At 59.5% G+C, this 24,718-nt stretch carries 24 protein-coding genes; 12 read left to right on the top strand and 12 right to left on the bottom strand.

Features of this window, described 5'->3' with window-relative positions; translation table 11 throughout:
- Window position 1: 1 nt before the first annotated feature.
- The 4 genes from astB to astC are packed head-to-tail and all read right to left on the bottom strand — an operon-like array spanning window position 2 to window position 5,049.
- Window positions 2-1,327, bottom strand: a complete 1,326-nt coding sequence (astB, locus tag ACZ6J2_RS00380; RefSeq protein ID WP_094935579.1) for an N-succinylarginine dihydrolase — start codon at window positions 1,325-1,327, stop codon at window positions 2-4.
- Window positions 1,314-2,801 carry a succinylglutamate-semialdehyde dehydrogenase gene (gene astD / locus ACZ6J2_RS00375; protein WP_471724467.1) on the bottom strand — a complete coding sequence of 496 codons (1,488 nt, stop codon included), beginning with the start codon at window positions 2,799-2,801 and terminating at the stop codon, window positions 1,314-1,316. Before astD ends, astB begins: the two co-directional genes overlap by 14 nt.
- The gene (astA, locus tag ACZ6J2_RS00370; RefSeq protein ID WP_023311275.1) at window positions 2,798-3,832 is read right to left on the bottom strand and encodes an arginine N-succinyltransferase; all 1,035 of its coding nucleotides are present in this window, start codon (window positions 3,830-3,832) and stop codon (window positions 2,798-2,800) included. The genes astD and astA overlap by 4 nt, the downstream gene beginning before the upstream one ends.
- A complete protein-coding gene (gene astC, locus ACZ6J2_RS00365) occupies window positions 3,829-5,049 on the bottom strand; it encodes a succinylornithine/acetylornithine transaminase (protein ID WP_039262052.1) in 1,221 nt (406 codons plus the stop codon). The genes astA and astC overlap by 4 nt, the downstream gene beginning before the upstream one ends.
- A gap of 433 nt (window positions 5,050-5,482) precedes the next feature.
- Between astC and xthA the strand changes: the two genes are divergently transcribed.
- The 6 genes from xthA to ACZ6J2_RS00335 all read left to right on the top strand — a co-directional run bounded on the left by xthA (window position 5,483) and on the right by ACZ6J2_RS00335 (window position 11,658).
- Window positions 5,483-6,289 carry an exodeoxyribonuclease III gene (gene xthA / locus ACZ6J2_RS00360; RefSeq protein WP_023311273.1) on the top strand — a complete coding sequence of 269 codons (807 nt, stop codon included), beginning with the start codon at window positions 5,483-5,485 and terminating at the stop codon, window positions 6,287-6,289.
- A gap of 6 nt (window positions 6,290-6,295) precedes the next feature.
- The gene (locus ACZ6J2_RS00355; RefSeq protein ID WP_471724466.1) at window positions 6,296-6,979 is read left to right on the top strand and encodes a TVP38/TMEM64 family protein; all 684 of its coding nucleotides are present in this window, start codon (window positions 6,296-6,298) and stop codon (window positions 6,977-6,979) included.
- Between the two features lie 15 nt (window positions 6,980-6,994).
- Window positions 6,995-8,155, top strand: coding sequence for an ABC transporter substrate-binding protein (locus tag ACZ6J2_RS00350; RefSeq protein ID WP_471725041.1), 1,161 nt, complete (start codon window positions 6,995-6,997; stop codon window positions 8,153-8,155).
- Entirely contained in the window at window positions 8,128-9,657 is a 1,530-nt protein-coding gene (locus ACZ6J2_RS00345) for an ABC transporter permease family protein (RefSeq protein ID WP_471724464.1), read from the top strand. Before ACZ6J2_RS00350 ends, ACZ6J2_RS00345 begins: the two co-directional genes overlap by 28 nt.
- Window positions 9,657-10,277, top strand: a complete 621-nt coding sequence (locus tag ACZ6J2_RS00340) for an ATP-binding cassette domain-containing protein (protein ID WP_471724463.1) — start codon at window positions 9,657-9,659, stop codon at window positions 10,275-10,277. Before ACZ6J2_RS00345 ends, ACZ6J2_RS00340 begins: the two co-directional genes overlap by 1 nt.
- 73 nt (window positions 10,278-10,350) lie before the next feature.
- Window positions 10,351-11,658, top strand: coding sequence for a sulfurtransferase (locus ACZ6J2_RS00335; protein ID WP_471724462.1), 1,308 nt, complete (start codon window positions 10,351-10,353; stop codon window positions 11,656-11,658).
- Here the strand turns inward: ACZ6J2_RS00335 and ACZ6J2_RS00330 are convergent.
- Both ACZ6J2_RS00330 and ACZ6J2_RS00325 read right to left on the bottom strand, forming a co-directional pair.
- Window positions 11,655-12,272, bottom strand: coding sequence for a CDP-alcohol phosphatidyltransferase family protein (locus ACZ6J2_RS00330; RefSeq protein WP_471724461.1), 618 nt, complete (start codon window positions 12,270-12,272; stop codon window positions 11,655-11,657). The two genes, ACZ6J2_RS00335 and ACZ6J2_RS00330, sit on opposite strands and share 4 nt — an antisense overlap.
- Complete coding sequence (locus ACZ6J2_RS00325; RefSeq protein ID WP_471724460.1) at window positions 12,265-12,834, bottom strand: carboxymuconolactone decarboxylase family protein; 570 nt, start codon at window positions 12,832-12,834, stop codon at window positions 12,265-12,267. The genes ACZ6J2_RS00330 and ACZ6J2_RS00325 overlap by 8 nt, the downstream gene beginning before the upstream one ends.
- A 75-nt stretch (window positions 12,835-12,909) precedes the next feature.
- Between ACZ6J2_RS00325 and ACZ6J2_RS00320 the strand changes: the two genes are divergently transcribed.
- Window positions 12,910-13,326 carry a pyrimidine (deoxy)nucleoside triphosphate diphosphatase gene (locus ACZ6J2_RS00320; RefSeq protein ID WP_471724459.1) on the top strand — a complete coding sequence of 139 codons (417 nt, stop codon included), beginning with the start codon at window positions 12,910-12,912 and terminating at the stop codon, window positions 13,324-13,326.
- Here the strand turns inward: ACZ6J2_RS00320 and ACZ6J2_RS00315 are convergent.
- Window positions 13,286-13,564: a DUF1496 domain-containing protein gene (locus ACZ6J2_RS00315; RefSeq protein WP_115874800.1), complete on the bottom strand. Its 279-nt coding sequence runs from the start codon at window positions 13,562-13,564 to the stop codon at window positions 13,286-13,288. The two genes, ACZ6J2_RS00320 and ACZ6J2_RS00315, sit on opposite strands and share 41 nt — an antisense overlap.
- A gap of 228 nt (window positions 13,565-13,792) precedes the next feature.
- On the opposite strand from ACZ6J2_RS00315, the gene gdhA reads away from it, so the two are divergent.
- Window positions 13,793-15,136, top strand: a complete 1,344-nt coding sequence (gene gdhA, locus ACZ6J2_RS00310) for an NADP-specific glutamate dehydrogenase (RefSeq protein WP_048979437.1) — start codon at window positions 13,793-13,795, stop codon at window positions 15,134-15,136.
- Between the two features lie 71 nt (window positions 15,137-15,207).
- Here the strand turns inward: gdhA and ACZ6J2_RS00305 are convergent, their stop codons facing one another.
- The 3 genes from ACZ6J2_RS00305 to ACZ6J2_RS00295 all read right to left on the bottom strand — a co-directional run bounded on the left by ACZ6J2_RS00305 (window position 15,208) and on the right by ACZ6J2_RS00295 (window position 18,830).
- Window positions 15,208-17,115 (bottom strand): DNA topoisomerase III, encoded by a 1,908-nt coding sequence (locus ACZ6J2_RS00305; protein WP_471724458.1) that lies wholly within the window; start codon window positions 17,113-17,115, stop codon window positions 15,208-15,210.
- Between the two features lie 4 nt (window positions 17,116-17,119).
- Complete coding sequence (gene selD, locus ACZ6J2_RS00300) at window positions 17,120-18,163, bottom strand: selenide, water dikinase SelD (RefSeq protein ID WP_008500702.1); 1,044 nt, start codon at window positions 18,161-18,163, stop codon at window positions 17,120-17,122.
- Window positions 18,164-18,278: 115 nt separating this feature from the next.
- A complete protein-coding gene (locus ACZ6J2_RS00295) occupies window positions 18,279-18,830 on the bottom strand; it encodes an NAD(P)H nitroreductase (RefSeq protein WP_033145247.1) in 552 nt (183 codons plus the stop codon).
- Between the two features lie 167 nt (window positions 18,831-18,997).
- Here ACZ6J2_RS00295 and sppA point away from each other — a divergent pair, with 167 nt between their 5' ends.
- From sppA to pncA, 3 genes are all read left to right on the top strand, one after another.
- Complete coding sequence (gene sppA, locus ACZ6J2_RS00290; protein WP_471724456.1) at window positions 18,998-20,854, top strand: signal peptide peptidase SppA; 1,857 nt, start codon at window positions 18,998-19,000, stop codon at window positions 20,852-20,854.
- A 63-nt stretch (window positions 20,855-20,917) separates the two neighbouring features.
- Entirely contained in the window at window positions 20,918-21,934 is a 1,017-nt protein-coding gene (gene ansA, locus ACZ6J2_RS00285; RefSeq protein WP_008500705.1) for an asparaginase, read from the top strand.
- Between the two features lie 9 nt (window positions 21,935-21,943).
- Window positions 21,944-22,585: a bifunctional nicotinamidase/pyrazinamidase gene (gene pncA, locus ACZ6J2_RS00280; RefSeq protein ID WP_471724455.1), complete on the top strand. Its 642-nt coding sequence runs from the start codon at window positions 21,944-21,946 to the stop codon at window positions 22,583-22,585.
- Between the two features lie 45 nt (window positions 22,586-22,630).
- Here the strand turns inward: pncA and ACZ6J2_RS00275 are convergent, their stop codons facing one another.
- Together ACZ6J2_RS00275 and msrB are read right to left on the bottom strand one after the other, a co-directional pair.
- Entirely contained in the window at window positions 22,631-22,894 is a 264-nt protein-coding gene (locus ACZ6J2_RS00275) for a YeaC family protein (protein ID WP_196239757.1), read from the bottom strand.
- 56 nt (window positions 22,895-22,950) lie between these two features.
- Window positions 22,951-23,364 carry a peptide-methionine (R)-S-oxide reductase MsrB gene (gene msrB, locus ACZ6J2_RS00270; RefSeq protein ID WP_008500710.1) on the bottom strand — a complete coding sequence of 138 codons (414 nt, stop codon included), beginning with the start codon at window positions 23,362-23,364 and terminating at the stop codon, window positions 22,951-22,953.
- Between the two features lie 339 nt (window positions 23,365-23,703).
- On the opposite strand from msrB, the gene gapA reads away from it, so the two are divergent.
- Entirely contained in the window at window positions 23,704-24,699 is a 996-nt protein-coding gene (gene gapA, locus ACZ6J2_RS00265; protein ID WP_023311257.1) for a glyceraldehyde-3-phosphate dehydrogenase, read from the top strand.
- The last annotated feature ends 19 nt before the right edge of the window (window positions 24,700-24,718 follow it).

The raw sequence follows: 24,718 nt of genomic DNA, 5'->3' as shown, positions 1-24,718 counted from the left end.
TTTAGCGCTGGAACGGGTAAACCGATCCCAGCTGCAGGATTGTCGATAACGCGTCCAGCGCCTCGCGCCCTTCACGCAGAAGCTGCGGGTCAACCAGATCCGCCTGCGTCAGACGATCGCGATAGTAGCGGTCGACCCAGTCATTCAGCCGCGTAAAGAGCGTATCGTTCATCATGACCGCCGGGTTCACCGCCTGCATTTCGTCCTGGGTGAGGACCACGCGCAGACGTAAACAGGCTGGACCACCGCCGTTGGCCATGCTTTCGCGCAGGTCAAACACGCGCAGTTCGTCAATCGGGTTATCGGCCTTCACCAGCTCCGTCAGGTAGCGCCACACGCCTTTATGATCCCGGGACTCCTGCGGCAGGACCAGCATCATGCTGCCATCGTCACGGCTCAGCAGCTGGCTATTGAACAGATAGGTTTCTACCGCGTCCTGCACGCTCACCGCCTCCGTGGGCACCTGGACTGGCGTGAAGCCGCGCACGCGCTCATGCAGCGTGGCGAGCAGCTTCTCCTGATGGGCAAACGCCTGCTCGTGGCAGAACAGCACCTGGCGGTTAGAAACGGCAATCACGTCGTTATGGAACACGCCCTGGTCAATCACATGCGGGTTTTGCTGGGCAAAAACCACCTGGGAAGGATTGACCTGGTTCAGTCGGGCAACCGCCTGGCTGGCCGCCAGCGTCTGACGAGCAGGATAACGGGTTGGCGCGGCGTGCCCCCCCTCTTCTCGCCCGTAGATAAACAGCTGCAGGCCCGGGTCGCCATAGTCGCCCCCCAGGCGGTTATGGTTGGCCGCGCCTTCGTCGCCAAACATCGCCACCTGCGGCAGGGCCTGATGCACCTCAAAATGGGCGTCATGGTTGAAAATGGCGCGCAGCACGCGCTCGGTGGTTTCCGCTTCGGTGGCGCGGTGGAATTTATTGTTCAGGTTCGCCACCGTCAGATGAACTTTGCCATCCAGCGTGTCGGCTGACGGCGCGACGGTCGCGGCGTTTGCCACCCACATAGAGGAGGCGGAGCTTGCCGCGGAGAGCAGGTGAGGGGTCTGCGTACCCGCTTTTTCGACGACCTGCTCATCGGTACCGCTAAAGCCTAGCTGACGAAGGACCGCCACGTTCGGGCGTTCCTGCGGCGGGATCACCGCCTGCGGGAAACCGGCATCCGCCAGCGCTTTCATCTTCAGCAGCCCCTGCTTCGCCGCCAGCTTCGGGTTGGAGACCTGAAAACGGTGCTTCGTCGAGGCTTCATTACCAAAAGAGAGACCGGCATAGTGGTGCGTCAGCCCCACCAGCCCGTCAAAGTTAACCTCACGCGCTTTCATGACGATCCCCTCCGGTAAAATCCAGCCCCGGATTAAGCGTCTCCGGCAGCGTCAGCGCCGGGGTTTCCAGGCTCGCCATCGGCCACGCGCAGTAATCGGCGGCATACCACGCGCTGGCGCGATGGTTGCCCGACGCGCCCACGCCGCCGAACGGCGCGGTGCTCGCGGCTCCGGTCAGCGGTTTATTCCAGTTCACAATCCCGGCGCGCGCTTCCAGCAGCAGTTGTTCAAACTTCTCGCGATGCGGCGAAATCAGCCCGCTCGACAGGCCGTAGCGGGTGTTGTTCGCCATCGCAATGGCCGCATCGAAATCGCCGTAACGCCAGACGCACAGTAGCGGGCCAAAGACCTCTTCATCCGGCACGTTGCTTGCGCCGCTCATTTCTACAATGCCCGGCGTCAGCAGCGAAGCACCCGGCTGAACCTGCTTCGGCTCCAGCAGGGTTTTCGCGCCGCGCGCGACGTGGTCCTGCCAGGCCTTCAGCACGTTCAGCGCGGCCTGTTCGGAAATCAGCCCGCCGATAAACGGCTGCGGGTCGGCATCCCACGCGGCAGGCACCAGACGCGCGCTCACTTCTACCAGACGCTTCAGGAAGGCATCCCCCTGCGCGCCCCGCTTGACCAGCAGGCGGCGGGCACAGGTGCAGCGCTGTCCGGCGGTAATAAAGGCGGACTGAATCGTCAGGTGCACCGCGGCGTCGATATCATCAGGGTCTTCCACAATCAGCGGGTTGTTGCCGCCCATCTCCAGCGCCAGGATTTTCTCCGGCTGCCCTGCCAGCTGGCGGTGCAGCTGATAGCCCGTACCGGCGCTGCCGGTAAACAGCAGACCGTCGATATCGTTCAGCGCGCTCAGCGCCTGACCGGTTTCCCGCCCGCCCTGCACCAGGTTCAGCACGCCCGGCGGCAGGCCGGCCTGTTCCCACAGCTTAACCACCGCCTCGCCGGTGAATGGCGTGAGCTCGCTCGGTTTGAAGATGACGGTATTACCCGCCAGCAGCGCAGGCACAATGTGGCCATTCGGCAGGTGTCCCGGGAAGTTATACGGGCCAAACACCGCCAGCACGCCGTGCGGACGGTGGCGCAGCGTGGCCGCGCCGTCCGGCATCTCGGTATGCTGTTCGCCTGTGCGGGTGTGGTACGCCTTCACCGAAATGGCGATTTTGTTGATCATCGCCGTCACTTCGGTTGTCGCTTCCCAGCGCGGCTTGCTGGTTTCTGACGCGATGATGCGCGTCAGTTCGGCCTTGTTTGCCTCCAGCAGCCCGGCAAACTTTTCGACAATTTCCTGGCGCACGGCGAAAGGCTGTTTTGCCCACGCCGGAAACGCGCGGCGCGCGGCACGGCAGGCTTGTTCTACCTGCCCGGCGCTGGCGTCATGCCCCTTCCAGAGCACCTCTTTTCCAACCGGATTGGTCTTTACGCGCTCTTCGCCTTCGCCCGTGACCCAGTCACCGTTAATCCATAATGTCATGCTGTTTTCTCCTCAGGGCAGAGACGCACCAGGCGAACCGTATCGCCGGCGTTACATTTCAGGGCATCCAGTTCTGCAGCCGTCAGCACCAGACGTTCACATTTCGGGTTGGTACGCACCAGCATGGCGCGGAAGTTGGCGTAATTTTCGTTCGACACCAGACAGGCGGGCCAGTCGCCCGGCGCGGGCTGACCTTCAGAGACCTCAACCAGACGGCTTTTACGGATCGCGCGCACGCGGTCGATATCGCACTCAAGCGTTGGGCCTCCGTCAAAGATGTCGACATAGTTCCGGTAGCGGAACCCCTCTTTCTCCAGCACCGCGCGGGCAGGCGCGGTCTGCGGATGGACTTCGCCAATCACCGCCTGGGCTTCCGGGCTGAGGAAATGGGTATAGATAGGATGCTTCGGCATCAGTTCGGCGATAAAGGCTTTCTGGCCGGTGCCGCAAAGATAGTCCGCCCGGCTGAACTCCATCGAGAAGAAGCGCTCGCCCAGGCTCTCCCAGAACGGCGAGTAGCCGGTGTCGTCGATCACGCCGCGCATCTCTGCGACCACTTTTTCGTTAAAGCGATCGCGGAAGGCGGCCATAAACATAAAGCGCGATTTGGAGAGCAGATAGCCGTTGCCCTCTTTGCGCCACGCCGGGTCGAGGAACAGCGTGCACAGCTCGCTGGCACCCGTGTGGTCATTGCAGAGAAACAGCGTGGGCAGCGCGTTATAGACGTTCAGCTCTTTCGAGGCGTGAACCATGGTGCCGACGCGGTAGTTGTACCACGGGTCGTTAAGCCCGACGGCCACTTCAATGGCGCAGATCCCGGCCACGGTCCCCGTGTCGGTGTCTTCCAGCACGAACACATACCCCTGTTCGCTTTTTGGCAACGTCCCCTGCCAGGTTTGCAGGGCGCGCTCAATGCGCGCCGACAGCGTTTTTTCATCGGCAGGAAGCGAGGTCAGCCCGCCTCCCGTCTTACCGGCAAGCTGCATGAGCCCGGCGAGATCGCCGCGCTCAACGGGACGGATGACCATCATGATGACACCCCGGATTTCACTTTTTCACACGCCAGCGCAAAACGGTCGAGACCGGTTTGCACCTCTTCCTCGCTGACGATCAGCGCCGGCGCAAAACGCACCACGTTGGCACCGGCAATCAGCACCATCACGCCCACTTTTGCCGCTTCCTGTGAAATAAGTTTAGCTTTTCCGGCAAACTCGGCGGTGAGCTCGCAGCCGATTAACAGCCCCAGACCGCGAATTTCTTTAAACAGCCCCGTTTTGCCGTTGATGGCATTCAGACGTTCAACAAACCAGTCGTGACGCTGCTTAACGCCTTTCAGCACCTCAGGCGTGTTAATGATGTCCAGAACCTGCCCGGCAACGGCGGTTGCCAGCGGGTTGCCGCCGTAGGTGGTGCCATGGGTACCTACGGTCATTACGCTGGCGAATTTATCGGTGGTCAGCGTCGCGCCAATCGGGAAGCCGCCGCCCAGCGCTTTGGCGGTCGAAAGCACGTCCGGCGTTACGCCATAGTGCATATAGGCATACAGCTCGCCGGTGCGGCCCACGCCGGTCTGGACTTCGTCGAAAATCAGTACCGCGTTGTGGCGATCGCACAGCTCGCGCAGCCCCTGCAGGAAGGCTTTTTGCGCCGGAAGCACGCCGCCCTCGCCCTGCATCGGTTCGACGATCACCGCGCAGGTGGTGTCGTTAATCAGCTCGCTGGCGGACTGCAGATCGTTATAAACACCGTGACGGATATCCGGCGGCAGCGGTGCGAAATCCTGCGAGTAGGAAGGCTGGCCGCCCGCGCTGACGGTAAAGAGCGTGCGCCCGTGGAAGGCATTTTTAAACGCCACGATGCCGCTCTTGTGGGTACCAAATTTATCGTGCGCATATTTGCGCGCCAGCTTCAGCGCCGCTTCGTTGGCTTCCGCCCCCGAGTTACAGAAAAAGACCTTTTCGGCAAACGTCGCGTCGATCAGTTTTTTGGCCAGGCGCAGCGCGGGCTCGTTAGTAAAGCCGTTGCCGGTATGCCAGAACTTCGCCGCCTGGTCATTCAGCGCCTGACGCAGCGCAGGGTGCGCGTGACCCAGCGCGTTGACCGCAATCCCGCCTGCAAAGTCGATATACTCTTTACCCTGCTGATCCCACAGGCGCGAGCCTTCCCCACGAACCGGAATAAAAGCCGCCGGAGCGTAAACCGGCATCATCCATTCATCGAAATTTTCACGCGTAATTGACAGAGACATAGCGACCTCATCCGGTAAATAAAAAGTTATTTGAATGTTAATTAATTGAGTGTTTGCACTGTGAATGTAGATTGCAGCCTTCGTGCCAGCCAGCGATAAAATTGCATAAACGGGTTGAGGTAACAGAATATCAATAAGTTACAATATGGAGTTATTCACTGTTAGTGCATAAAAAGTGAATATTTTTACGACAAGCGGCGCTTTGCCGCATGAAAATCAGAAAGAGTATGCACAGGCCAAATATAATTCTGGAATTGTGATCGCTCGCGAAATTTATCGGGCATTTACGCCCTGTTTGAGGGCGATGCGCGTCAGAATGGTGCAAATATTGCACCACCGGCATTATCTGTCGCAGTTATTGGCCGAACCCGGTAACAGTTGACGCAAATTCTGCTACCATCCATGCACTATTCACCTTGCACTGGCAGCGACTATGAAATTTGTCTCTTTTAATATCAACGGCCTGCGCGCCCGCCCCCATCAGCTTGAAGCTATCGTTGAACAACATCAGCCAGATGTGATCGGCCTGCAGGAGACCAAGGTTCACGACGACATGTTCCCCCTCGAAGAGGTGGCGAAGCTCGGCTACAACGTCTTCTATCATGGGCAGAAAGGCCATTACGGCGTTGCGCTGTTGACCAAAGAGACGCCAGTTTCCGTCCGCCGTGGGTTTCCCGGCGATGACGAAGAAGCACAGCGCCGCATCATCATGGCGGAACTGCCTTCCCCGCTGGGGAACATCACCGTGATTAATGGTTACTTTCCCCAGGGCGAGAGCCGCGACCATCCGACCAAATTCCCGGCTAAAGCCAAGTTTTATCAGGATCTGCAGAACTACCTGACAACCGAACTCAACAAAGACAATCCGGTGCTGATCATGGGTGATGTGAACATCAGCCCGACCGATCTGGATATTGGCATCGGTGAAGACAGCCGCAAACGCTGGCTGCGTACCGGCAAATGCTCCTTCCTGCCGGAAGAGCGCGAGTGGATGCAGCGCCTGCTGGACTGGGGCCTGGTGGATACCTTCCGTACCGCCAACCCGGACACGCAGGACCGCTTCTCCTGGTTTGACTACCGCTCAAAGGGCTTTGACGACAACCGCGGCCTGCGTATCGACCTGCTGCTGGCCAGTTCGCCGCTGGCAGAACGCTGCATCGAAACCGGGATCGACTATGAGATCCGCAGCATGGAAAAACCGTCTGACCACGCGCCGGTGTGGGCTAAATTCAAGCTGTAATGTCGCGTGAACATTCGAAAAACACTTTTCCTGTGCGCCCTTCTGGGCGCATTTATTCTGACGTTTGTCATGCTTCCTCCAGGCACGCTCTCCCTGGAAGGCATTAAAACCCACCAGCAGGCACTCCTTTCCTATGTTGATCACGCGCCGCTGCGAAGCGCGCTGATCTTTTTTGCGCTCTACGTGGCGGTCTCCGCCCTGTCGATCCCCGGCGCGGCGATCCTCACCCTGCTGGGCGGAGCGTTATTTCCCCTGTGGGAAGGCACCGTTCTGGTCTCGTTTGCCTCCACGCTCGGGGCGACGCTTGCGATGCTCGCCAGCCGTTATCTGCTGCGCGACGGGGTCCAGCGGCGGTTTGCTCAGCAGATGAAAACGGTGAACGCCGGGATGGCGCATGACGGCGCGGGCTATCTTTTTGCCCTGCGCCTGATGCCGCTGTTCCCGTTTTTCCTGGTGAATTTGCTGATGGGGCTGACCCGCATTGGAGTCTGCAGCTACTGGTGGGTCAGCCAGGTCGCCATGCTGCCCGCGACGGTGGTCTTTCTCAACGCCGGACGCGAGCTGGGGAAAGTGTCGTCGCTGCGCGATATTTTGTCGCCGGGCATGCTAATCGCCTTTACACTACTGGGGTTATTGCCGCTGGCGACGCGCCGGCTGTTTTCCCGTTATCTCCCGTCTGTTAAAAAGTGAGGCATTATGCGCCGTGTGCGTTTTTGCGCGTTCCTGACCGGTCTGCTGCTTGCAGCCCCCCTCTGTGCCGCCGAAAGCTGGCACGCTATTCAACAGCAGGCCAAAGGCCAGACCGTCTGGTTTAACGCCTGGGGCGGCGATCCGGCGGTCAACCGCTACCTTGAGTGGGTCAGCGGTGAGATGCAAACGCACTACGCCATTACCCTAAAAATCGTCCCGCTGGCGGATGCCGCCGATGCGGTAAAACGTATTCAGACCGAAGCCGCCGCAGGGCGTAAGGCCAACGGCTCGGTTGACCTGCTGTGGGTCAACGGCGAAAACTTCCGCACGTTAAAAGAGGCGAACCTGCTGCAAACCGGATGGGCGCAGACGTTGCCAGACTGGCGCTATGTCGATACCCGCAAACCCGTTACGGAAGATTTTGCGATTCCAACCGACGGGGCGGAATCCCCGTGGGGCGGCGCGCAGCTGACCTTTATCGCCCGTAAAGCCAGCATGCCGACGCCGCCGGCGGATCCGCAGACGCTGCTGGCGTACGCGCAGCAGCACCCGGGCAAGGTCAGCTATCCTCGCCCGCCCGATTTTACCGGCACGGCCTTTCTGGAGCAGCTGCTTCTGACGCTCACCGATCGCCCTGAAGCTTTACAAAAAGCGCCCGATGCAACGTTTGCTCAGGTTACGGCGCCGCTCTGGGCCTACCTCGATAAGCTGCACCCGCTGCTGTGGCGCGAAGGAAAAGATTTCCCTCCCTCACCTGCCCGAATGGATGCCCTGCTTGCCAGCGGCAGTCTGAACCTGTCGCTGACCTTTAACCCGTCCCATGCGCAGCAGAAAGTGGCGAGCGGTGAACTGCCCGCCGACAGCTACAGCTTTGGTTTCGAGAGCGGGATGCTCGGCAACGTCCATTTTGTGGCTATACCGGCCAATGCCGGCGCGAGCGCGGGCGCAAAGGTGGTCGCTAATTTCCTGCTGTCACCGCAGGCGCAAATCCGCAAGGCCGACCCGGCCATCTGGGGAGACCCGAGCGTCCTGGATGCGAAAGCGCTGCCCGAAGAGGAAGCGAAACAGCTGCTGGCCCATACGCCTCAGGGGCTGCCGCAGGTGCTTGCAGAGCCGCAGTCTGCCTGGGTGAACGCGCTGGAGCAGGAATGGCTGCGCCGTTACGGCACCCGCTGAGCGGGCTTGTCTGGCTGGCGATGGCAGTGATTTATCTGCCGATCCTTCCCGCCGGCGTGATGCTGTTCGCGCCGGCGCTTTCTGCGACAAACTGGCAGCGGCTGCTGAACGATCCGCAGCTGCCGCAGGCGACCGTCGCCACGCTGGTCTCAACGCTTATCGCCACGCTGGGGGCGTTGCTGATTGCCCTTTTCTTCGTCTGCCTTTTGTGGCCCGGTCAACGCTGGCGACGCCTCACGACCCGCCTGCCGTGGCTACTGGCGATCCCCCATGTGGCTTTCGCCACCAGCGCGTTGCTGCTGTTTGCCGAGGGCGGTCTGTTTTATCAGCTCTGTACCGTCTGTACGGCTCCGTTTGACCGCTACGGCGTTGGGCTGGGCGTGACGCTCGCGGTCAAAGAGAGCGCGTTCGTGCTGTGGGCCATTTACGCCGTGCTGCCGGAACAACGGCTCGCGCAGCAGAAGATCGTCCTGCAAACCTTTGGCTACGGGCGTATTCAGACGCTCAGCTGGCTGATCCTCCCGGCGATCGCGCCTGTCCTCGGCGCGGTGATGTTGGCGGTGCTGGCATGGTCGCTCTCGGTCGTGGACGTGGCGATTGTTCTCGGACCCGGCAACCCGCCCACCCTGGCCGTGCTGGCCTGGCAGTGGCTAAGCCAGGGCGACGCGCAGCAGCAGGCAAAAGGAATGCTGCTGTGCCTGTTTCTTCTTATACTGCTGGCCGCGCTTGCCGCCCTCGGATACGGCCTCTGGAGGGTATGGCGTCGCACAATCCCGGACCTCGCGGGGGCGCGCCGAAGGTCTCAGCGCGTCCTGCCTGAGCGGGCATTCAGCGGATTACTGCCCGCGTGCGGCATCCTGTGCGCCGCGGTACTGCTGATGCTGGCGCAAGGGGGCGACGTTGGCCCCGTGGAGACCAGCCTTTCCTTCGGCCTGCTGTCGAGCCTGATCGCCCTCATCGTTATTTTTCTCTGGCTGGAATGGGGACCGCAGCGCGGCGCAGCATGGGTGTGGTCACCGCTCGCCCTTCCTGCGCTGCCGCTCGTCACCGGGCAATACTTTATTGCATTGCGTCTGGGGCTCGACGGGCACTTTGCCGCCGTACTCTGGAGCCATCTGCTGTGGGTGTTACCCTGGATGCTGCTGGTTCTGCAGCCCGCCTGGCGGCGGATCGATCCCCGGCTTATCCTTACCGCCAGAACGCTCGGCTGGCGACGGGCGAAAATATTTCTACTGCTGAAATGCCCCCTGCTGGTGCGCCCGGCGCTGCTGGCCTTTGCCACCGGCTTTTCCGTCAGCATGGCGCAATACATGCCGACGCTCTGGCTTGGCGCGGGGCGTTTCGCCACGCTGACTACCGAAACCGTCGCGCTCAGCAGCGGGGGCAGCATCCCTGTTCTCGCTAACCGGGCGCTGGGATTACTGCTGGTCACGGGCACGGCGTTCGGTCTTGCCGCCCTGTTATCCCGGCTCGCGGGCCGATACCGTCAAGGATTACGTTAATGCTGAAGGTAAAAGATCTCACCATCGAACCGCTTTTCCGCGAGGTCAATTTTTGCGTTCCTCGCGGGGAGATCGTTACCCTGATGGGGCCGTCCGGCAGCGGCAAATCGACCCTTTTTGCGTGGATGATCGGCGCACTGTCAGACGATTTCCAGGCGCGGGGCGAACTGTGGCTCGACGCGCGCCGCTGCGACGGCCTTCCCGTTGAATCACGCGGGCTGGGCATTCTCTTTCAGGATACGCTGCTGTTTGAACCGTTCAGCGTCGGGCAGAATTTGATGCTGGCGCTGCCCGAGCGGATCGTCGGACGCGCGCGTCGGGAAGCGGTCGAGCAGGCGCTGGCTTCCGCCGGGCTGAGCGGTCATTACGCCAGCGATCCGGCCACGCTTTCCGGCGGCGAGCGTGCCCGGGTTAGCCTGCTGCGCGCCCTGCTCGCAGAGCCGCAGGCGCTGCTGCTGGATGAACCGTTCAGCCGTCTCGATAAAACGCTGCGCACAACGTTTCGGACATGGGTTTTTGACGCCGTCCGCGCGCGCAATATCCCGGTGGTGCTGGTCACGCACGATGAGGACGATATTCCACCCGGCGGCGAGCTGGTTGAGATTTCTCGCTGGCAATGATGTGCTAACGCAATGTTTTCCGTTTCGGGAGAGACGACAATGCCCCCCTCTTTTACTGACGTCAGGCTATTCGATGAAACGTGTTTCTCAACTGACCGCGCTGGCCCTGCTCTGCGGCCTCGCGTCCTTTTCCTCTCTGGCGGCTGATATGCCCAACGCGATGACGCTCTCCCAGCTTCAGGCGCAGCACGGCACGCCTGTCGACACCCGCCCCAGCGCGTTCTATAACGGCTGGCCGCAAACCCTCAGCGGCCCTTCCGGGCATGAACCCGCCGCACTCAACCTGGCTGCCGCCTGGCTGGGCGCAATGAGCGACGAGCAGATTGCGCTTTGGGCAAAGCAGCATCAGCTTACGCCCGCGACGGCCATCGCCCTGTACGGCGACGAGAACGATAACCTGGCGGTGAAATCCCGCCTGGAGAAGGCCGGATACCGCCACGTCTCGCTGCTCAGCGACGCGCTGCAGACGCCCGACCGCCTTCAGCGCCTGCCCCACTTTGAACAACTGGTTTACCCGCAGTGGATCCACCGCCTCCAGCAGGGTAAACCCGTGACCGCCGCGCCGGCGGGTGACTGGAAAGTGATTGAAGCCGCCTGGGGCGCACCGAAGTTTTACCTGCTGAACCACATTCCCGGCGCAGGCTACATCGACACCAACGAGGTGGAGAGCGAGCCGCTGTGGAATAAAGTCTCCGACGACGCGCTGAAAGCGATGCTGGCAAAGCACGGGATCCGTCACGACACCACCGTCATTTTGTATGGCCGTGACGTTTACGCCGCCGCGCGCGTGGCGCAGATCATGCTGTATGCGGGCGTGCAGGATGTGCGTATTCTCGACGGCGGCTGGAAGGCGTGGTCGGATGCTGGCCTCCCGGTTGAGCGCGGCACGCCCGCGAAAGTGACGCCAGCCCCCGATTTTGGCGCGCCGATCCCCGGCCAGCCGCAGCTGATGGTTGATATGGAACAGGCGCGCGGGATGCTGCACCGTCAGGATGCCTCCCTGGTCAGCATTCGTTCCTGGCCGGAGTTCATCGGCGAAACCAGCGGCTACAGCTACATCAAGCCAAAAGGTGAAATTGCCGGTGCCCGCTGGGGTCATGCGGGCAGCGACGCGACCCATATGGAAGATTTCCATAATCCGGATGGCACCATGCGCAGCGCGGACGATATCGCCGCCCAGTGGAAGCGCTGGAATATTCTGCCGGAACAGCACGTCGCGTTTTACTGCGGCACCGGGTGGCGGGCGTCAGAAACCTTTATGTACGCCCGGGCGATGGGCTGGAAGAATGTCGCCGTCTATGACGGCGGCTGGTACGAATGGAGCAGTCACCCGCAGAACCCGGTCACCACCGGAGAGCGCGGGCCCGAGAGTGCTCTCTAACGGGTGAGTGACTTCAGCGTTACATAGCCGCTCCAGACGCGCGTTGTGGTGGTCAGCCAGCACAGCGCGCCGAATACCCACGCGAACAGCGCAAAATGTGCCGGGAAGAGGCAGCACAGCACGAACAGCGCGATGGTCTCTGTCCCTTCCGTTAACCCACCGATGTAATAAAACGACTTGTGCGCATAGCCGGGGTTGTCGATGTCGTGCTTTGCGGCCAGCGCCGCAAACGCCAGAAAGCTGCTGCCGGTACCGATAAACGCAAACAGCAGCCAGGCGGCCGCAAGCGCATTCTCTGCGGGAGCCGCGAGCGCAAAGCCAAACGGCACCAGGGCGTAGAACAGAAAATCGAGCGCGATGTCGAGAAATCCCCCCGCGTCGGTCAGCCCTCTCCGGCGCGCCAGCGCGCCGTCCAGACCATCCAGCAGGCGGTTAAGCACGATGGCGGCCAGCGCCGCCGGATACCAGCCGAGGGCCAGAAACGGCAGCGCCAGCACGCCGATGGCAAACCCGGTCAGGGTCAATCCGTCGGGCGTGATGCCCGGCTTATCCAGCATGGAAACCAGACGATTCAGCGCGGGCTTTACCCGCGGGTGCAGGTGACGGTCAAGCATGGGGAGTCTCGTTAAACGTGGCGCACAGCCCCTGCGCCGGAATATCCAGCGCGGCATTAAAACGGGCGGAGAGATTCTGAAACGCAATCAGCGCCGTCATCTCGGTGATGGCCTCGTCCGTGAAGTGGCGTTTCAGCGCCGTTCTGACTGTCTCATCCGCCCGGGGCGGCGTGGCGGTTACCGCCTCGGCGTAGGCCAGCGCCGCGCGCTCCTGCTCGGTGAACAAGGCGGAATCCTGCCAGTCGCTCACGGCCTGAACCTTATCCAGCGTGCCGCAGCGCTCGGCCAGACGCAGGCTGTTGGCATCAATACAGAAAGCGCAGTGACAGAGCTGGGATACCCGCGTCATGAGCAGCGAACGCAGCGCGGGCGTCAGGCGCGCGCGACGGCGCTCCAGAAAGCCGACAAACAGCGCCACCAGCCAGAACAGACGCGGCATGCGCCCCCACCAGCGGGTGGGATTCAGCACCGCGCCAAAATGCTTTTTCTGCATGGCGGCTATCGGTTTAAGGCTGGCGGGAAGGGATTCGAGGGGGGCAACCCAGGCGGTGGACTCTTTCACCTGATTCTCCTGTTTACTGGACTCTGAGAAAGGGCACGATAATATGTCTTTTTTCGCTATCAATTATTGACGACCATGCTGAAAACACTCGATGTCGTTGCCGCCATCATCGAAAAAGAGGGCAACATTTTACTGGCGCAGCGCCCTGCCCACGCCGACCAGCCGGGAATGTGGGAATTTGCAGGCGGTAAAGTCGAGGCCGGAGAAACCCAGCCAGAAGCGCTTATCCGCGAGCTGCGTGAAGAGTTGGGCATTGACGCCCTGCCGGGGCAATACGTGGCAAGCCACCAGCGGGAAGTCTCCCAGCGGTTGATTAACCTGCATGCCTGGCACGTTCCTGATTTTCGCGGCGAGCTCACGGCGCACTACCACAGCGCGCTCGCGTGGTGTACGCCGGAAGAGGCGTTTGGCTACGCCTTAGCCCCTGCGGATATTCCGCTGCTGGAAGCCTTTATTGTTTTACGCGACGCCAGACCAGCGGGTTCGTGCTGATGGCGCGCTCGTCGCGCTGGCACTGCAGCAGAATGCCGTCCGCTTTCACAACGGCCCCTTCCGAGTAGTTCTGATTCTGATAGATACAGCACTGATTGCAGGGCTGCACCGTTTGATTCTGGCCGCTGGAGCTAAACACTTCCGGTGGCACATTCACCTCCACGTCCGGGCGAATGCGGTCAGCCTGCGCGCCTGCGGTAAAGATCAAGCATAACGCGGTGAGTAGATAACGTTTCATAGACACATCTTCCTGTAGTTCCTTGATAATGACTATAACGGTAAACCCGAGCGGAACCTTTAATTTATCTCTTCATCGCTTTTCGTTATGACGCCCGCCCTCTCATTAATTTCCCTTTCGTCATAAATTTCTGCTTGCCTCACAAAGCGGTACGGGTGGTATAGTCAAAAAAACAACACAAATCGCATAAGTAATAAACATAAAATACGATAAGAGGTTCTTATATCTATGGATCAGACACGCTCTCTGGAAAGTTTCCTTGCCCATGTTCAGCAGCGCGACCCGCACCAAAGCGAGTTCGCGCAGGCCGTGCGTGAAGTTATGACCACCCTGTGGCCCTTCCTTGAACAAAACCCGCGTTATCGCCAGATGTCGTTGCTTGAACGCCTTGTGGAGCCAGAGCGCGTGATCCAGTTCCGCGTGACGTGGGTTGACGATCGCAATCAGGTACAGGTTAACCGCGCGTGGCGCGTTCAGTTTAACTCGGCCATTGGCCCGTTTAAGGGCGGCATGCGTTTTCATCCGTCCGTGAACCTGTCGATTCTGAAATTCCTCGGCTTCGAGCAGACCTTTAAAAACGCCCTCACCACGCTACCGATGGGCGGCGGGAAAGGCGGCAGCGATTTCGACCCAAAAGGCAAAAGCGAAGGCGAAGTCATGCGCTTCTGCCAGGCGCTGATGACCGAACTCTACCGTCACCTCGGCCCGGATACCGACGTTCCTGCCGGTGATATCGGCGTGGGCGGACGTGAAGTGGGCTTTATGGCCGGGATGATGAAAAAGCTCTCCAACAACAGCGCATGCGTCTTTACCGGCAAGGGGCTGTCGTTTGGCGGGAGCCTGATCCGCCCGGAAGCGACCGGGTACGGCCTGGTTTACTTCACCGAGGCAATGCTCAAGCGTCACGGTTTAGGCTTTGAAGGCATGCGCGTCGCGGTGTCCGGCTCCGGTAACGTGGCGCAGTACGCGATTGAGAAAGCGATGCAGTTTGGCGCTCGCGTGGTGACCGCCTCTGACTCCAGCGGCACGGTGGTGGATGAGGCGGGCTTCACGGCAGAGAAGCTGGCGCGTTTGTGTGAAATTAAAGCCAGCCGCGATGGTCGCGTGGCGGATTATGCCCGGGAGCTTGGCCTGACCTACCTGGAAGGGAAACAGCCGTGGGGCGTGCCGGTGGATATCGCCCTGCCGTGCGCAACGCAAAACGAGCTGGATGCGGACGCCGCGCGTACCCTGATTAGCAACGGCGTAAAAGCGGTGGCCGAAGGGGCGAATATGCCGACCACCATCGACGCGACGGACCTGTTCCTGGAAGCGGGCGTGCTGTTTGCGCCGGGCAAGGCCGCTAACGCGGGCGGCGTGGCGACCTCCGGCCTCGAGATGGCGCAAAACGCCGCGCGTCTCGGCTGGAAGGCGGAGAAAGTGGATGCGCGCCTGCACCACATCATGCTGGATATTCACCATGCCTGCGTGGAGTACGGCGGCGAGGCGTCGCAAACCAACTACGTGCGCGGGGCGAATATCGCCGGATTCGTGAAGGTGGCGGATGCGATGATTGGGCAGGGTGTGATTTAAGGTTTATATCGTGCGGCCGGGTGCCCTCACCCCGGTCCTCTCCCACAGGGAGAGGGAGAAAACCGGGCGTATCAGGCCGCGCTCTTTTTCTTCTTGAACGGTTTCTTCGCGCCGCTACCGGGTGCAACCATCCCTCTGAACGTTTTCACCGGCGTGCTGCGCGCCTGATCGATCAGCTGGTAAAGCGTCCCGACCAGCGGCTGCATAAAGTCCTGATAGCGGCACTGCTTCTCGCTGATCTGCGTCAGCACCGATTCCCAGTGTGCGGTCATGTCCGGCCTGGCGGCCAGCTCCGGCAGAGAGTGGATTAGCGCCCGGCCCGGTTCCGTTGAGTGGATGTAGCGTCCCTTTTTCTCCAGGAAGCCGCGCTTAAAGAGCAGCTCGATGATCCCCGCTCGCGTCGCTTCCGTCCCCAGACCGTCGGTGGCGCGCAGGATCTTCTTCAGATCTTTATCCTGCACAAACCGGGCGATGCCGGTCATCGCCGACAGCAGCGTCGCATCGGTGAAATGGCGCGGGGGCTGAGTCTGACGTTCAACCACTTCGCCCTTCTCGCACAGCAGTTCGTCATCTTTGGCGACCACCGGCAGCGGCGTGCCGTCGTTCTCCTCGTCGCGCTCTTTGTTACCGAGCAGCGTGCGCCAGCCCGCTTCCGCAAGGAAACGCGCTTTGGCGACAAACTTACCTTTGGCAATCTCAAGCTCAATCACGCACTTGCGGAATACCGCGTCCGGGCAGAACTGCATCAGGTACTGACGGGCGATCAGGTTATAGACCTTCGCTTCGTTCTCGGTCAGGTTGACGCTGCTGGCGCGCGCCGTCGGGATAATCGCGTGGTGGGCATCGACTTTTTTGTCGTCCCAGCAGCGGTTATGGGTGTCCGGGTTTACCGCCGGCTGCGGGAGCAGATCCGGCGCGTGCACGCTAATGGCGTTCATCACCGAGTGGCGACCGGCAAAGTGCTCTTCCGGCAGATAGCGGCTGTCCGAACGCGGATAGGTAATAAGCTTATGGGTTTCGTAGAGCTTCTGGCAGATATCCAGCACGTTCTGCGCGCTGAGGCCAAAGCGCTTCGCGGCCTCAATCTGCAGGGCCGACAGCGAGAACGGCAGCGGCGCGGGTTCTGATTCCCGTTTATCGTTATAGCTGGTGACGATAGCCGGCTGGCCGGTAATGCGGTTAACCACATGATCCGCCAGCGGACGATGGAGCAGGCGCCCCTCTTCATCCTGGTACGATTCGCAGGCATCGCTCGGCTGCCAGACGGCGGTAAAGCGTTCGTCTTTAGGCGTGACGATATGCGCTTTCACTTCAAAGAAATCTTTGGCGACGAAGTTCTCAATCTCTTCGTCACGACGCACCACCAGCCCCAGCACCGGCGTCTGCACGCGCCCCACGGAAAGCACGCCCTGATAGCCCGCGTTGCGCCCAAGAATGGTGTAGGCGCGGGTCATGTTGATGCCGTACAGCCAGTCGGCGCGGGCGCGGGCTAAAGCCGAGACGCACAGCGGAATAAACTCGCTGTTGGCGCGCAGGCGCGAAATCGCCCGCTCGACGGCCTGCGGGTTGAGGTCGTTGATCAGGCAGCGCTGCACCTGCTGGCGCTTTTCCGGCGCCAGCTCAAGATAGTCCAGCACCTCATCCACCAGCAGCTGCCCTTCCCTGTCCGGGTCACCCGCGTGCACAATTTCAGCCGCTTCATGCAGGAAACGCTTGATCACGTTGAGCTGTTTGGTGACCGAAGGCCGGGGCTGCAGACGCCATTTTTCCGGCACGATGGGCAGATCGTTCAGGTTCCAGCGGGCGTAGCGGCTGTCGTAAACGTCCGGCTGCGCCTGCTCAAGCAGGTGACCAATACACCAGGTGACCACCTGCCCGTTACCGCATTCGATAAAGCCGTCGCCCTTGCGATGCGGCTTAGGCAGCACGTCGGCGATGGCACGGGCCAGGCTCGGCTTTTCGGCAATAAACAACCGCATCGAATTAACGGATCTCAATCATCGGACGACCGCCGCGTGCGGTCACCAGCTCGCCGATCGCCGTCAGGGTGATGCCGAACTCGGCGGCAGTGGCCTGAACCTCGGCTTCGGATTCCGGCGTGACCGCCAGCAGCAGGCCGCCGGAGGTTTGCGGATCGCACAGCAGGTTGCGCCACTCCTCAGGCATTTCGCCCATCAGGTGACCGTAGCTGGCGAAGTTGCGCTGGGTACCGCCCGGGACCGCGCCCTGAGCAATATACTCCTCCACGCCCGGCAGCTTCGGCACGTCCTGATACCAGACCTGCGCCTGCACGCCCGCGCCCTGACACACTTCAGAGAGGTGTCCCAGCAGACCAAAACCGGTGACGTCGGTCATCGCCTTCACGCCGTCGATATTGGCAAACGCCGCACCGGCGAGGTTCATCTGGCACATGACTTCGGTTGCCAGGCCTTTGTGCTCCGGTTTCAGCAGGGATTTTTTCTCGGCGGTGGTCAGCACGCCAATGCCCAGCGGCTTGGTGAGGAACAGTTTGCAGCCCGCCTGCGCGGTGCTGTTGCGCTTCACGCGTTCGGTCGGCACTACGCCGGTAACGGCCAGGCCAAAGATAGGCTCCGGCGCATCAATAGAGTGACCGCCGGCCAGGGCAATCCCCGCCTGCTGGCAGGCAAAGCGTCCGCCATCAATCACTTCACGGGCCACTTCCGGCGGGATGGTGTTGATCGGCCAGCCCAGAATGGCAATCGCCATGATCGGCTTACCGCCCATCGCGAAGATATCGCTGATGGCGTTGGTGGCCGCAATGCGCCCGAAGTCGAACGGATTGTCGACAATCGGCATAAAGAAGTCGGTAGTACTGATAATGCTGGTGCCGTTACCTAAGTCATAAACTGCAGCATCGTCACGCGTTTCATTGCCGACAAGCAGGTTCGGGTCGACAAACTTCGCCTGTTCACTGTGCAGGATGGTCTCCAGCACTTTCGGGGAAATTTTACAACCGCAACCGGCTCCGTGGCTGTACTGCGTTAAACGAATGGTTTGCTCGCTCATGGACGTCTCCTGTCATCTCAATCGCGCTATGGTAGCGCTCATTCCATAAAGAGGTAAGTATGACTGTCTGAATTCTGCGGCAGATGCTCAGAATCCAGACAGTTTAGGTGCGTTATCAGAAATGGCTGACGAAAGGCGTGGTGTCCGGAATGCTGATGGTGCTGGAGGCTTTAAGCTGCGGGGTGCCGAGATAGAGGAAACCGACAATTTTGTCATGCTCACCGCAGCCAAAACCGTCACGGACCGCCGGGCTTTCGGTCAGCGCACCGGTACGCCAGATACCGTTAAAGCCCTGCGCGACGGCGGCCATTTGCATCGCCATCACCGCGCAGCCTGCGGACATTTCCTGCTCCCAGACCGGCACCTTATGGCCGGCCTGGCATTTCGCCACGACGGCGATAATCATCGGGGCGCGGAACGGGGCATTGCGCGCCTTGTCGATCCCTTTCTCATCCTGCCCGGCGGCAACCGCGCCCTGTTCCAGCAGCTGGCTGAAACGATCGCGGCCTTCGCCTTCAATCACAAAGAAGTGCCACGGCTGCAGCGTGCCGTGATCGGGGGCACGCATGCCGGCACGCAGAATGTTCTCCAGCTGCTCGCCTGCCGGGGCAGGTTCGGCCAGACGGGAAGCGCTACGGCGGTTAACAAGCAGTTCGAGTGCGTCCATTGGTTAACTCCTTTCTTGAAATTTACTCACAAAATTAACACGACGGCAGATTTTGTTACAGCCTGGCAGGCGATTCCTGCTGACAAGTGGCGGTTGGGTCATTACGATAACCCAACATTACCGTCCAGTGGCGACGGAAACAGTCATTTTCTGGTTAGGGAGAATACATGCGAACCCTTTGGCGAATCATTGCCGGTTTCTTTAAATGGACGTGGCGACTGCTCAACTTCGTCCGCAACCTGGTGATGAACATCTTCTTCATCTTCCTGGTTCTGGTTTGCGCGGGCATCTGGATGCATATCAGCAGCGCGAATCAGGCGCAGCATTCAACGCGCGGCGCGCTATTACTCGATATCACCGGCGTTATCGTTGATAAGCCGTCCACCAGCAGTCGCCTGAGCGTGATTGGTCGCCAGCTGTTTGGCGCAACCTCAGATCGTCTGCAGGAAAATTCCCTGTTTGATATCGTCGATACCATCCGCCAGGCCAAAGACGACCGTAACATCACCGGGATCGTACTGGATCTGAAAGAATTTGCCGGGGGCGATCAGCCTTCTATGCAGTACATCGGTAAAGCGCTGCGCGAATTCCGCGACAGCGGCAAGCCGGTGATTGCCGTGGGCGACAGCTACAGCCAGGGGCAATATTATCTGGCGAGCTTCGCCAATAAAATCTGGCTCTCCCCGCAGGGGACGGTGGATCTGCACGGTTTTGCCACCAACGGCCTGTACTACAAATCCCTGCTCGACAAGCTGAAGGTTACCACCCACGTCTTCCGCGTCGGCACGTATAAATCAGCCGTCGAGCCGTTTATCCGCGACGACATGTCTCCTGCCGCCCGTGAAGCGGACAGCCGCTGGATTGGCGAGCTGTGGCAGAACTATCTCGGCACCGTTGCTGCTAACCGCCAGATTACGCCTGAGCAGGCGTTCCCCGGCGCGCAGGGCGTGCTGGATGGCCTGCGTAAGGTTGACGGTGATACCGCGAAATATGCGCTGGATAACAAACTGGTGGATGCCCTGGGCACCAGCGCCGAGATTGAAAAATCCCTGAGCAAGCAGTTTGGCTGGAGCAAAGAGGACAAAAATTACAGCGCCATCAGCATGTATGATTACTCGGCGAAAAAGCCGGATGACAGCGGTGACAGCGTCGCGGTGGTGTTTGCCAACGGCGCCATCATGGACGGCCAGGAGACGCCGGGGAACGTGGGCGGCGATACTACCGCGTCACAAATCCGCGATGCTCGCCTGGATCCAAAAGTGAAAGCAATTGTCCTGCGGGTGAACAGCCCTGGCGGCAGCGTCAGCGCCTCCGAGGTGATCCGCGCTGAACTGGCCGCGGCGCGTGCCGCCGGCAAGCCGGTCGTCGTATCCATGGGCGGAATGGCCGCCTCCGGGGGTTACTGGATCTCAACCCCAGCCAACTACATCGTGGCCAACCCAAGCACGCTGACCGGTTCGATTGGCATCTTCGGGGTGATCAACACCGTGGAGAACAGCCTGGATTCTCTGGGCGTGCATACCGATGGCGTGGCCACCTCTCCGCTGGCGGATGTGTCGGTGACCAAATCCCTGCCGCCGGAAGTCTCTGAGATGATGCAGCTCAGCATTGAGAACGGCTATAAGCGCTTTATCACCCTGGTGGCGGACTCGCGTAAAAAGACGCCAGAGCAGATCGACCAGATTGCGCAAGGCCACGTCTGGACCGGCCAGGATGCGAAGAGCAACGGTCTGGTGGACAGCCTGGGCGACTTCGATGACGCGGTGAAGAAAGCCGCCGAGCTGGCGAAGCTCAAGCAGTGGCATATCGAGTATTACCAGGACGAGCCGTCGTTCTTCGATATGGTCATGGACAGCATGTCCGGCTCGGTACGCGCCATGCTGCCGGAGGCGATGCAGGCTTACCTGCCTGCGCCGGTCGCCACGGCAGCGAAAGCGATGAAAGCGGAAAGCGATAAGCTCGCGGCCTTTAACGATCCACAGAGTCGTTACGCGTTTTGCCTGACCTGCGCTAACGTCCGTTAAAAACCGTCCCCTCTTCCCGCGAAGAGGGGATTTTTTTCTTTTGAAGAACAAGAACTCACTACCATGCAGAAGAAATCGATTTATGTAGCCTACACTGGCGGTACCATCGGTATGCAGCGCTCTGAAAACGGCTATATTCCTGTCTCCGGCCACCTTCAGCGTCAGCTTGCGCTGATGCCAGAATTCCACCGTCCGGAAATGCCTGACTTCACCATCCACGAATACGAGCCGCTGATGGACTCCTCCGACATGACGCCGGAAGACTGGCAGCATATCGCGGATGACATTAAAGCCCATTACGACCAGTACGACGGCTTCGTGATCCTGCACGGCACCGACACCATGGCGTTTACCGCCTCGGCGCTCTCCTTCATGCTGGAGAACCTGAGCAAGCCGGTTATCGTCACCGGGTCGCAAATCCCGCTGGCGGAGCTGCGCTCGGACGGGCAGATCAACCTGCTTAACTCCCTGTACGTGGCGGCGAATTACCCGATCAACGAAGTGTCGCTGTTCTTTAACAATCGCCTGTATCGCGGCAACCGCACCACCAAAGCTCATGCCGACGGTTTTGACGCCTTCGCCTCCCCTAATCTGCAGCCGCTGCTGGAGGCCGGAATTCATATCCGTCGTCTGGGCACGCCGCCTGCGCCGAACACCGCCGGCGAGCTGATCGTGCATCCGATCACTCCGCAACCGATTGGCGTGGTCACTATCTACCCGGGTATCTCTGCCGACGTGGTGCGTAACTTCCTGCGCCAGCCGGTGAAAGCGCTGATTCTGCGCTCCTATGGCGTAGGTAATGCCCCGCAGAACGGCGAATTCCTGAAAGAGCTCCAGGAAGCCAGCGAGCGCGGAATTGTGGTCGTGAACCTGACCCAGTGTATGTCCGGAAAGGTCAACATGGGCGGCTATGCCACCGGCAACGCGCTGGCGCATGCGGGAGTCATCAGCGGCTTCGATATGACCGTTGAGGCAACGCTGACTAAACTTCACTATTTACTGAGTCAGGATCTGGACATTCAGTCCATTCGCAGCGCGATGATGCAAAACCTGCGCGGCGAGCTGACCCCGGACGAATAAGGAGTGCTCATGAAGCAACGCGCCCTGCTACTGGTCGATTTGCAAAATGATTTCTGCGCGGGCGGTGCGCTGGCAGTCGCCGAAGGTGACAGCACCGTTGACGTGGCAAACACGCTGATTGACTGGTGCAAAGCCCGCGGCGAAGCGGTTGTCGCAAGCCAGGACTGGCACCCGGCGAACCACGGCAGCTTTGCCAGCCAGCACGACGTCGAGCCTTTCACTCAGGGGGAACTCGACGGGCTGGCGCAAACCTTCTGGCCGGATCACTGCGTACAGCAGACGGAAGGCGCGGAGCTACATCCGCTCCTGAATCAGAAAGCCGTCGACGCGGTGTTCCATAAAGGTGAAAACCCGGCTATCGACAGCTATAGCGCGTTTTTTGATAACGGGCATCGCCAGAAAACGGCGCTGGACGCGTGGTTACGTCATCACGAAATCACGGAGCTGATCGTGCTGGGCCTGGCGACGGATTACTGCGTGAAGTTTACCGTGCTGGACGCGCTCCAGTTAGGTTATACCGTCAGCGTCATCACCGACGGCTGCCGCGGGGTGAACATTCACCCGCACGACAGCGCTCAGGCGTTTATGGATATGGCTGCGGAAGGCGCGACGCTGTATACGCTCGAAGACTGGCTGGAAACGCAGGCGTAGTCTTTTACGCCCTCTCCCTGTGGGAGAGGGTATCAACCCGCACCGTTATTGCATTTTCATCGTCGCAATCGGCTTCGGCGTGATGCCGAAGTCTTCTTTCAGCTCGCGCTTGCTCTTCATCACCATCTGGCCCTGGGTGTCGATCGTCATGTGCTGCGCGTCGGTGTTATTGCGCGCCTGCCACAGCATCACCAGCTGAAGACTGTTCTCTTTTTGCTCCGGCGTCAGCGCAACGCCGTCGGGCCATTTTCCCAGTTCTACGGCGGTCACCAGACGCTGATAAATCTCCGGCGTCATGCCGCTAATCATGTCATCAATATTCACTCTCGCGCCCTTTCAAAGGAATAATTTGCTGAATCGTTTTTTCAACCCTTAATCTGGTCACCGTTTTCATCATCGGTGAAGCTCATTGAGGCCGAATTTACGCAGAAACGCTCGCCCGTAGGCTGTGGGCCATCCGGGAAGACGTGCCCAAGGTGCGCGTCGCAGTTGCCGCAGCGAATTTCCGTACGCACCATGCCGTGCGACGAGTCGGTCAGGTAGCGAATGGCCTCATCGCTCACCGGCTCGTAGAAACTCGGCCAGCCGCAGCCAGAATCAAATTTCGTTTGTGAATTGAACAGAGGCGCATCACAGACCAGGCAGTGGTAGACGCCGTCTCGCTTGTTGTGCAGTAAACGCCCGGTGAACGGCGGTTCCGTTCCGTGATTCTGCGTCACGTAAAACTGCATTTCTGTGAGGTTTTTTTTCAAATCGTCAGGGTTACGTTGGTTCGACATATGCTTACATCTCGCTGTAGAAACAGACATCTTTAACCCGGATTCTAACAAAACATTAACACCCTTGCGTGCACTTTTGATCTAAACTTATGTGTCGCGAATAAGCGGTCAGGCAATTGTGATCATGTTCACATTTTTATCCTGAGAGGACTTTAAAATCCCGGCTCAGCCCCCATATGGGTGCAAGCTCAAAGGGAAAGTGAGGCGAGTCAGTCGCACAAACGTTAGTCACAGGATTGATTTGTCGCAATGATTGACACGATTCCGCTTGACGCTGCGTAAGGTTTTTGTAATTTTACAGGCAACCTTTTATTCACTAACAAATAGCTGGTGGAATATATGACTATCAAAGTAGGTATCAACGGTTTTGGCCGTATCGGCCGTATTGTTTTCCGTGCTGCTCAGAAACGTTCTGACATCGAAATCGTTGGTATCAACGATCTCCTGGACGCTGAATACATGGCGTACATGCTGAAGTACGACTCAACTCACGGTCGTTTCGACGGCACCGTTGAAGTGAAAGACGGCCACCTGGTTGTTAATGGCAAAACCATCCGCGTTACTGCTGAAAAAGACCCAGCTAACCTGAAATGGAACGAAATCGGTGTTGACGTTGTTGCTGAAGCAACCGGTATCTTCCTGACCGACGAAACTGCGCGTAAACACATCACCGCTGGTGCGAAGAAAGTTGTTCTGACTGGTCCTTCCAAAGACAACACCCCAATGTTCGTTCGTGGTGCAAACTTCGAAACTTACGCTGGCCAGGATATCGTGTCTAACGCATCCTGCACCACCAACTGCCTGGCACCGCTGGCTAAAGTTATCAACGACAACTTCGGCATCATCGAAGGTCTGATGACTACCGTTCACGCGACTACCGCTACTCAGAAAACCGTTGATGGCCCGTCTCACAAAGACTGGCGCGGCGGCCGTGGCGCGGCTCAGAACATCATCCCATCCTCTACCGGTGCTGCTAAAGCTGTAGGTAAAGTACTGCCAGAACTGAATGGCAAACTGACTGGTATGGCGTTCCGCGTTCCAACTCCTAACGTATCCGTTGTTGACCTGACCGTTCGTCTGGAAAAAGCTGCTTCTTATGAAGAAATTAAGAAAGCGATCAAAGCTGCTTCCGAAGGCGCAATGAAAGGCGTTCTGGGCTACACCGAAGACGACGTTGTATCTACCGATTTCAACGGCGAAATCTGCACTTCAGTATTCGATGCTAAAGCAGGTATCGCACTGAACGACAACTTCGTGAAACTGGTTTCCTGGTACGACAACGAAACTGGCTACTCTAACAAAGTACTGGACCTGATCGCTCACATCTCCAAATAAGTTGAGATGAGTGTTTGAT

The organism is Enterobacter sp. E14S (assembly GCF_055666685.1).
Note: the sequence above shows the minus strand (reverse complement) of the source record. Positions and strands in the feature narration are given on the sequence as shown.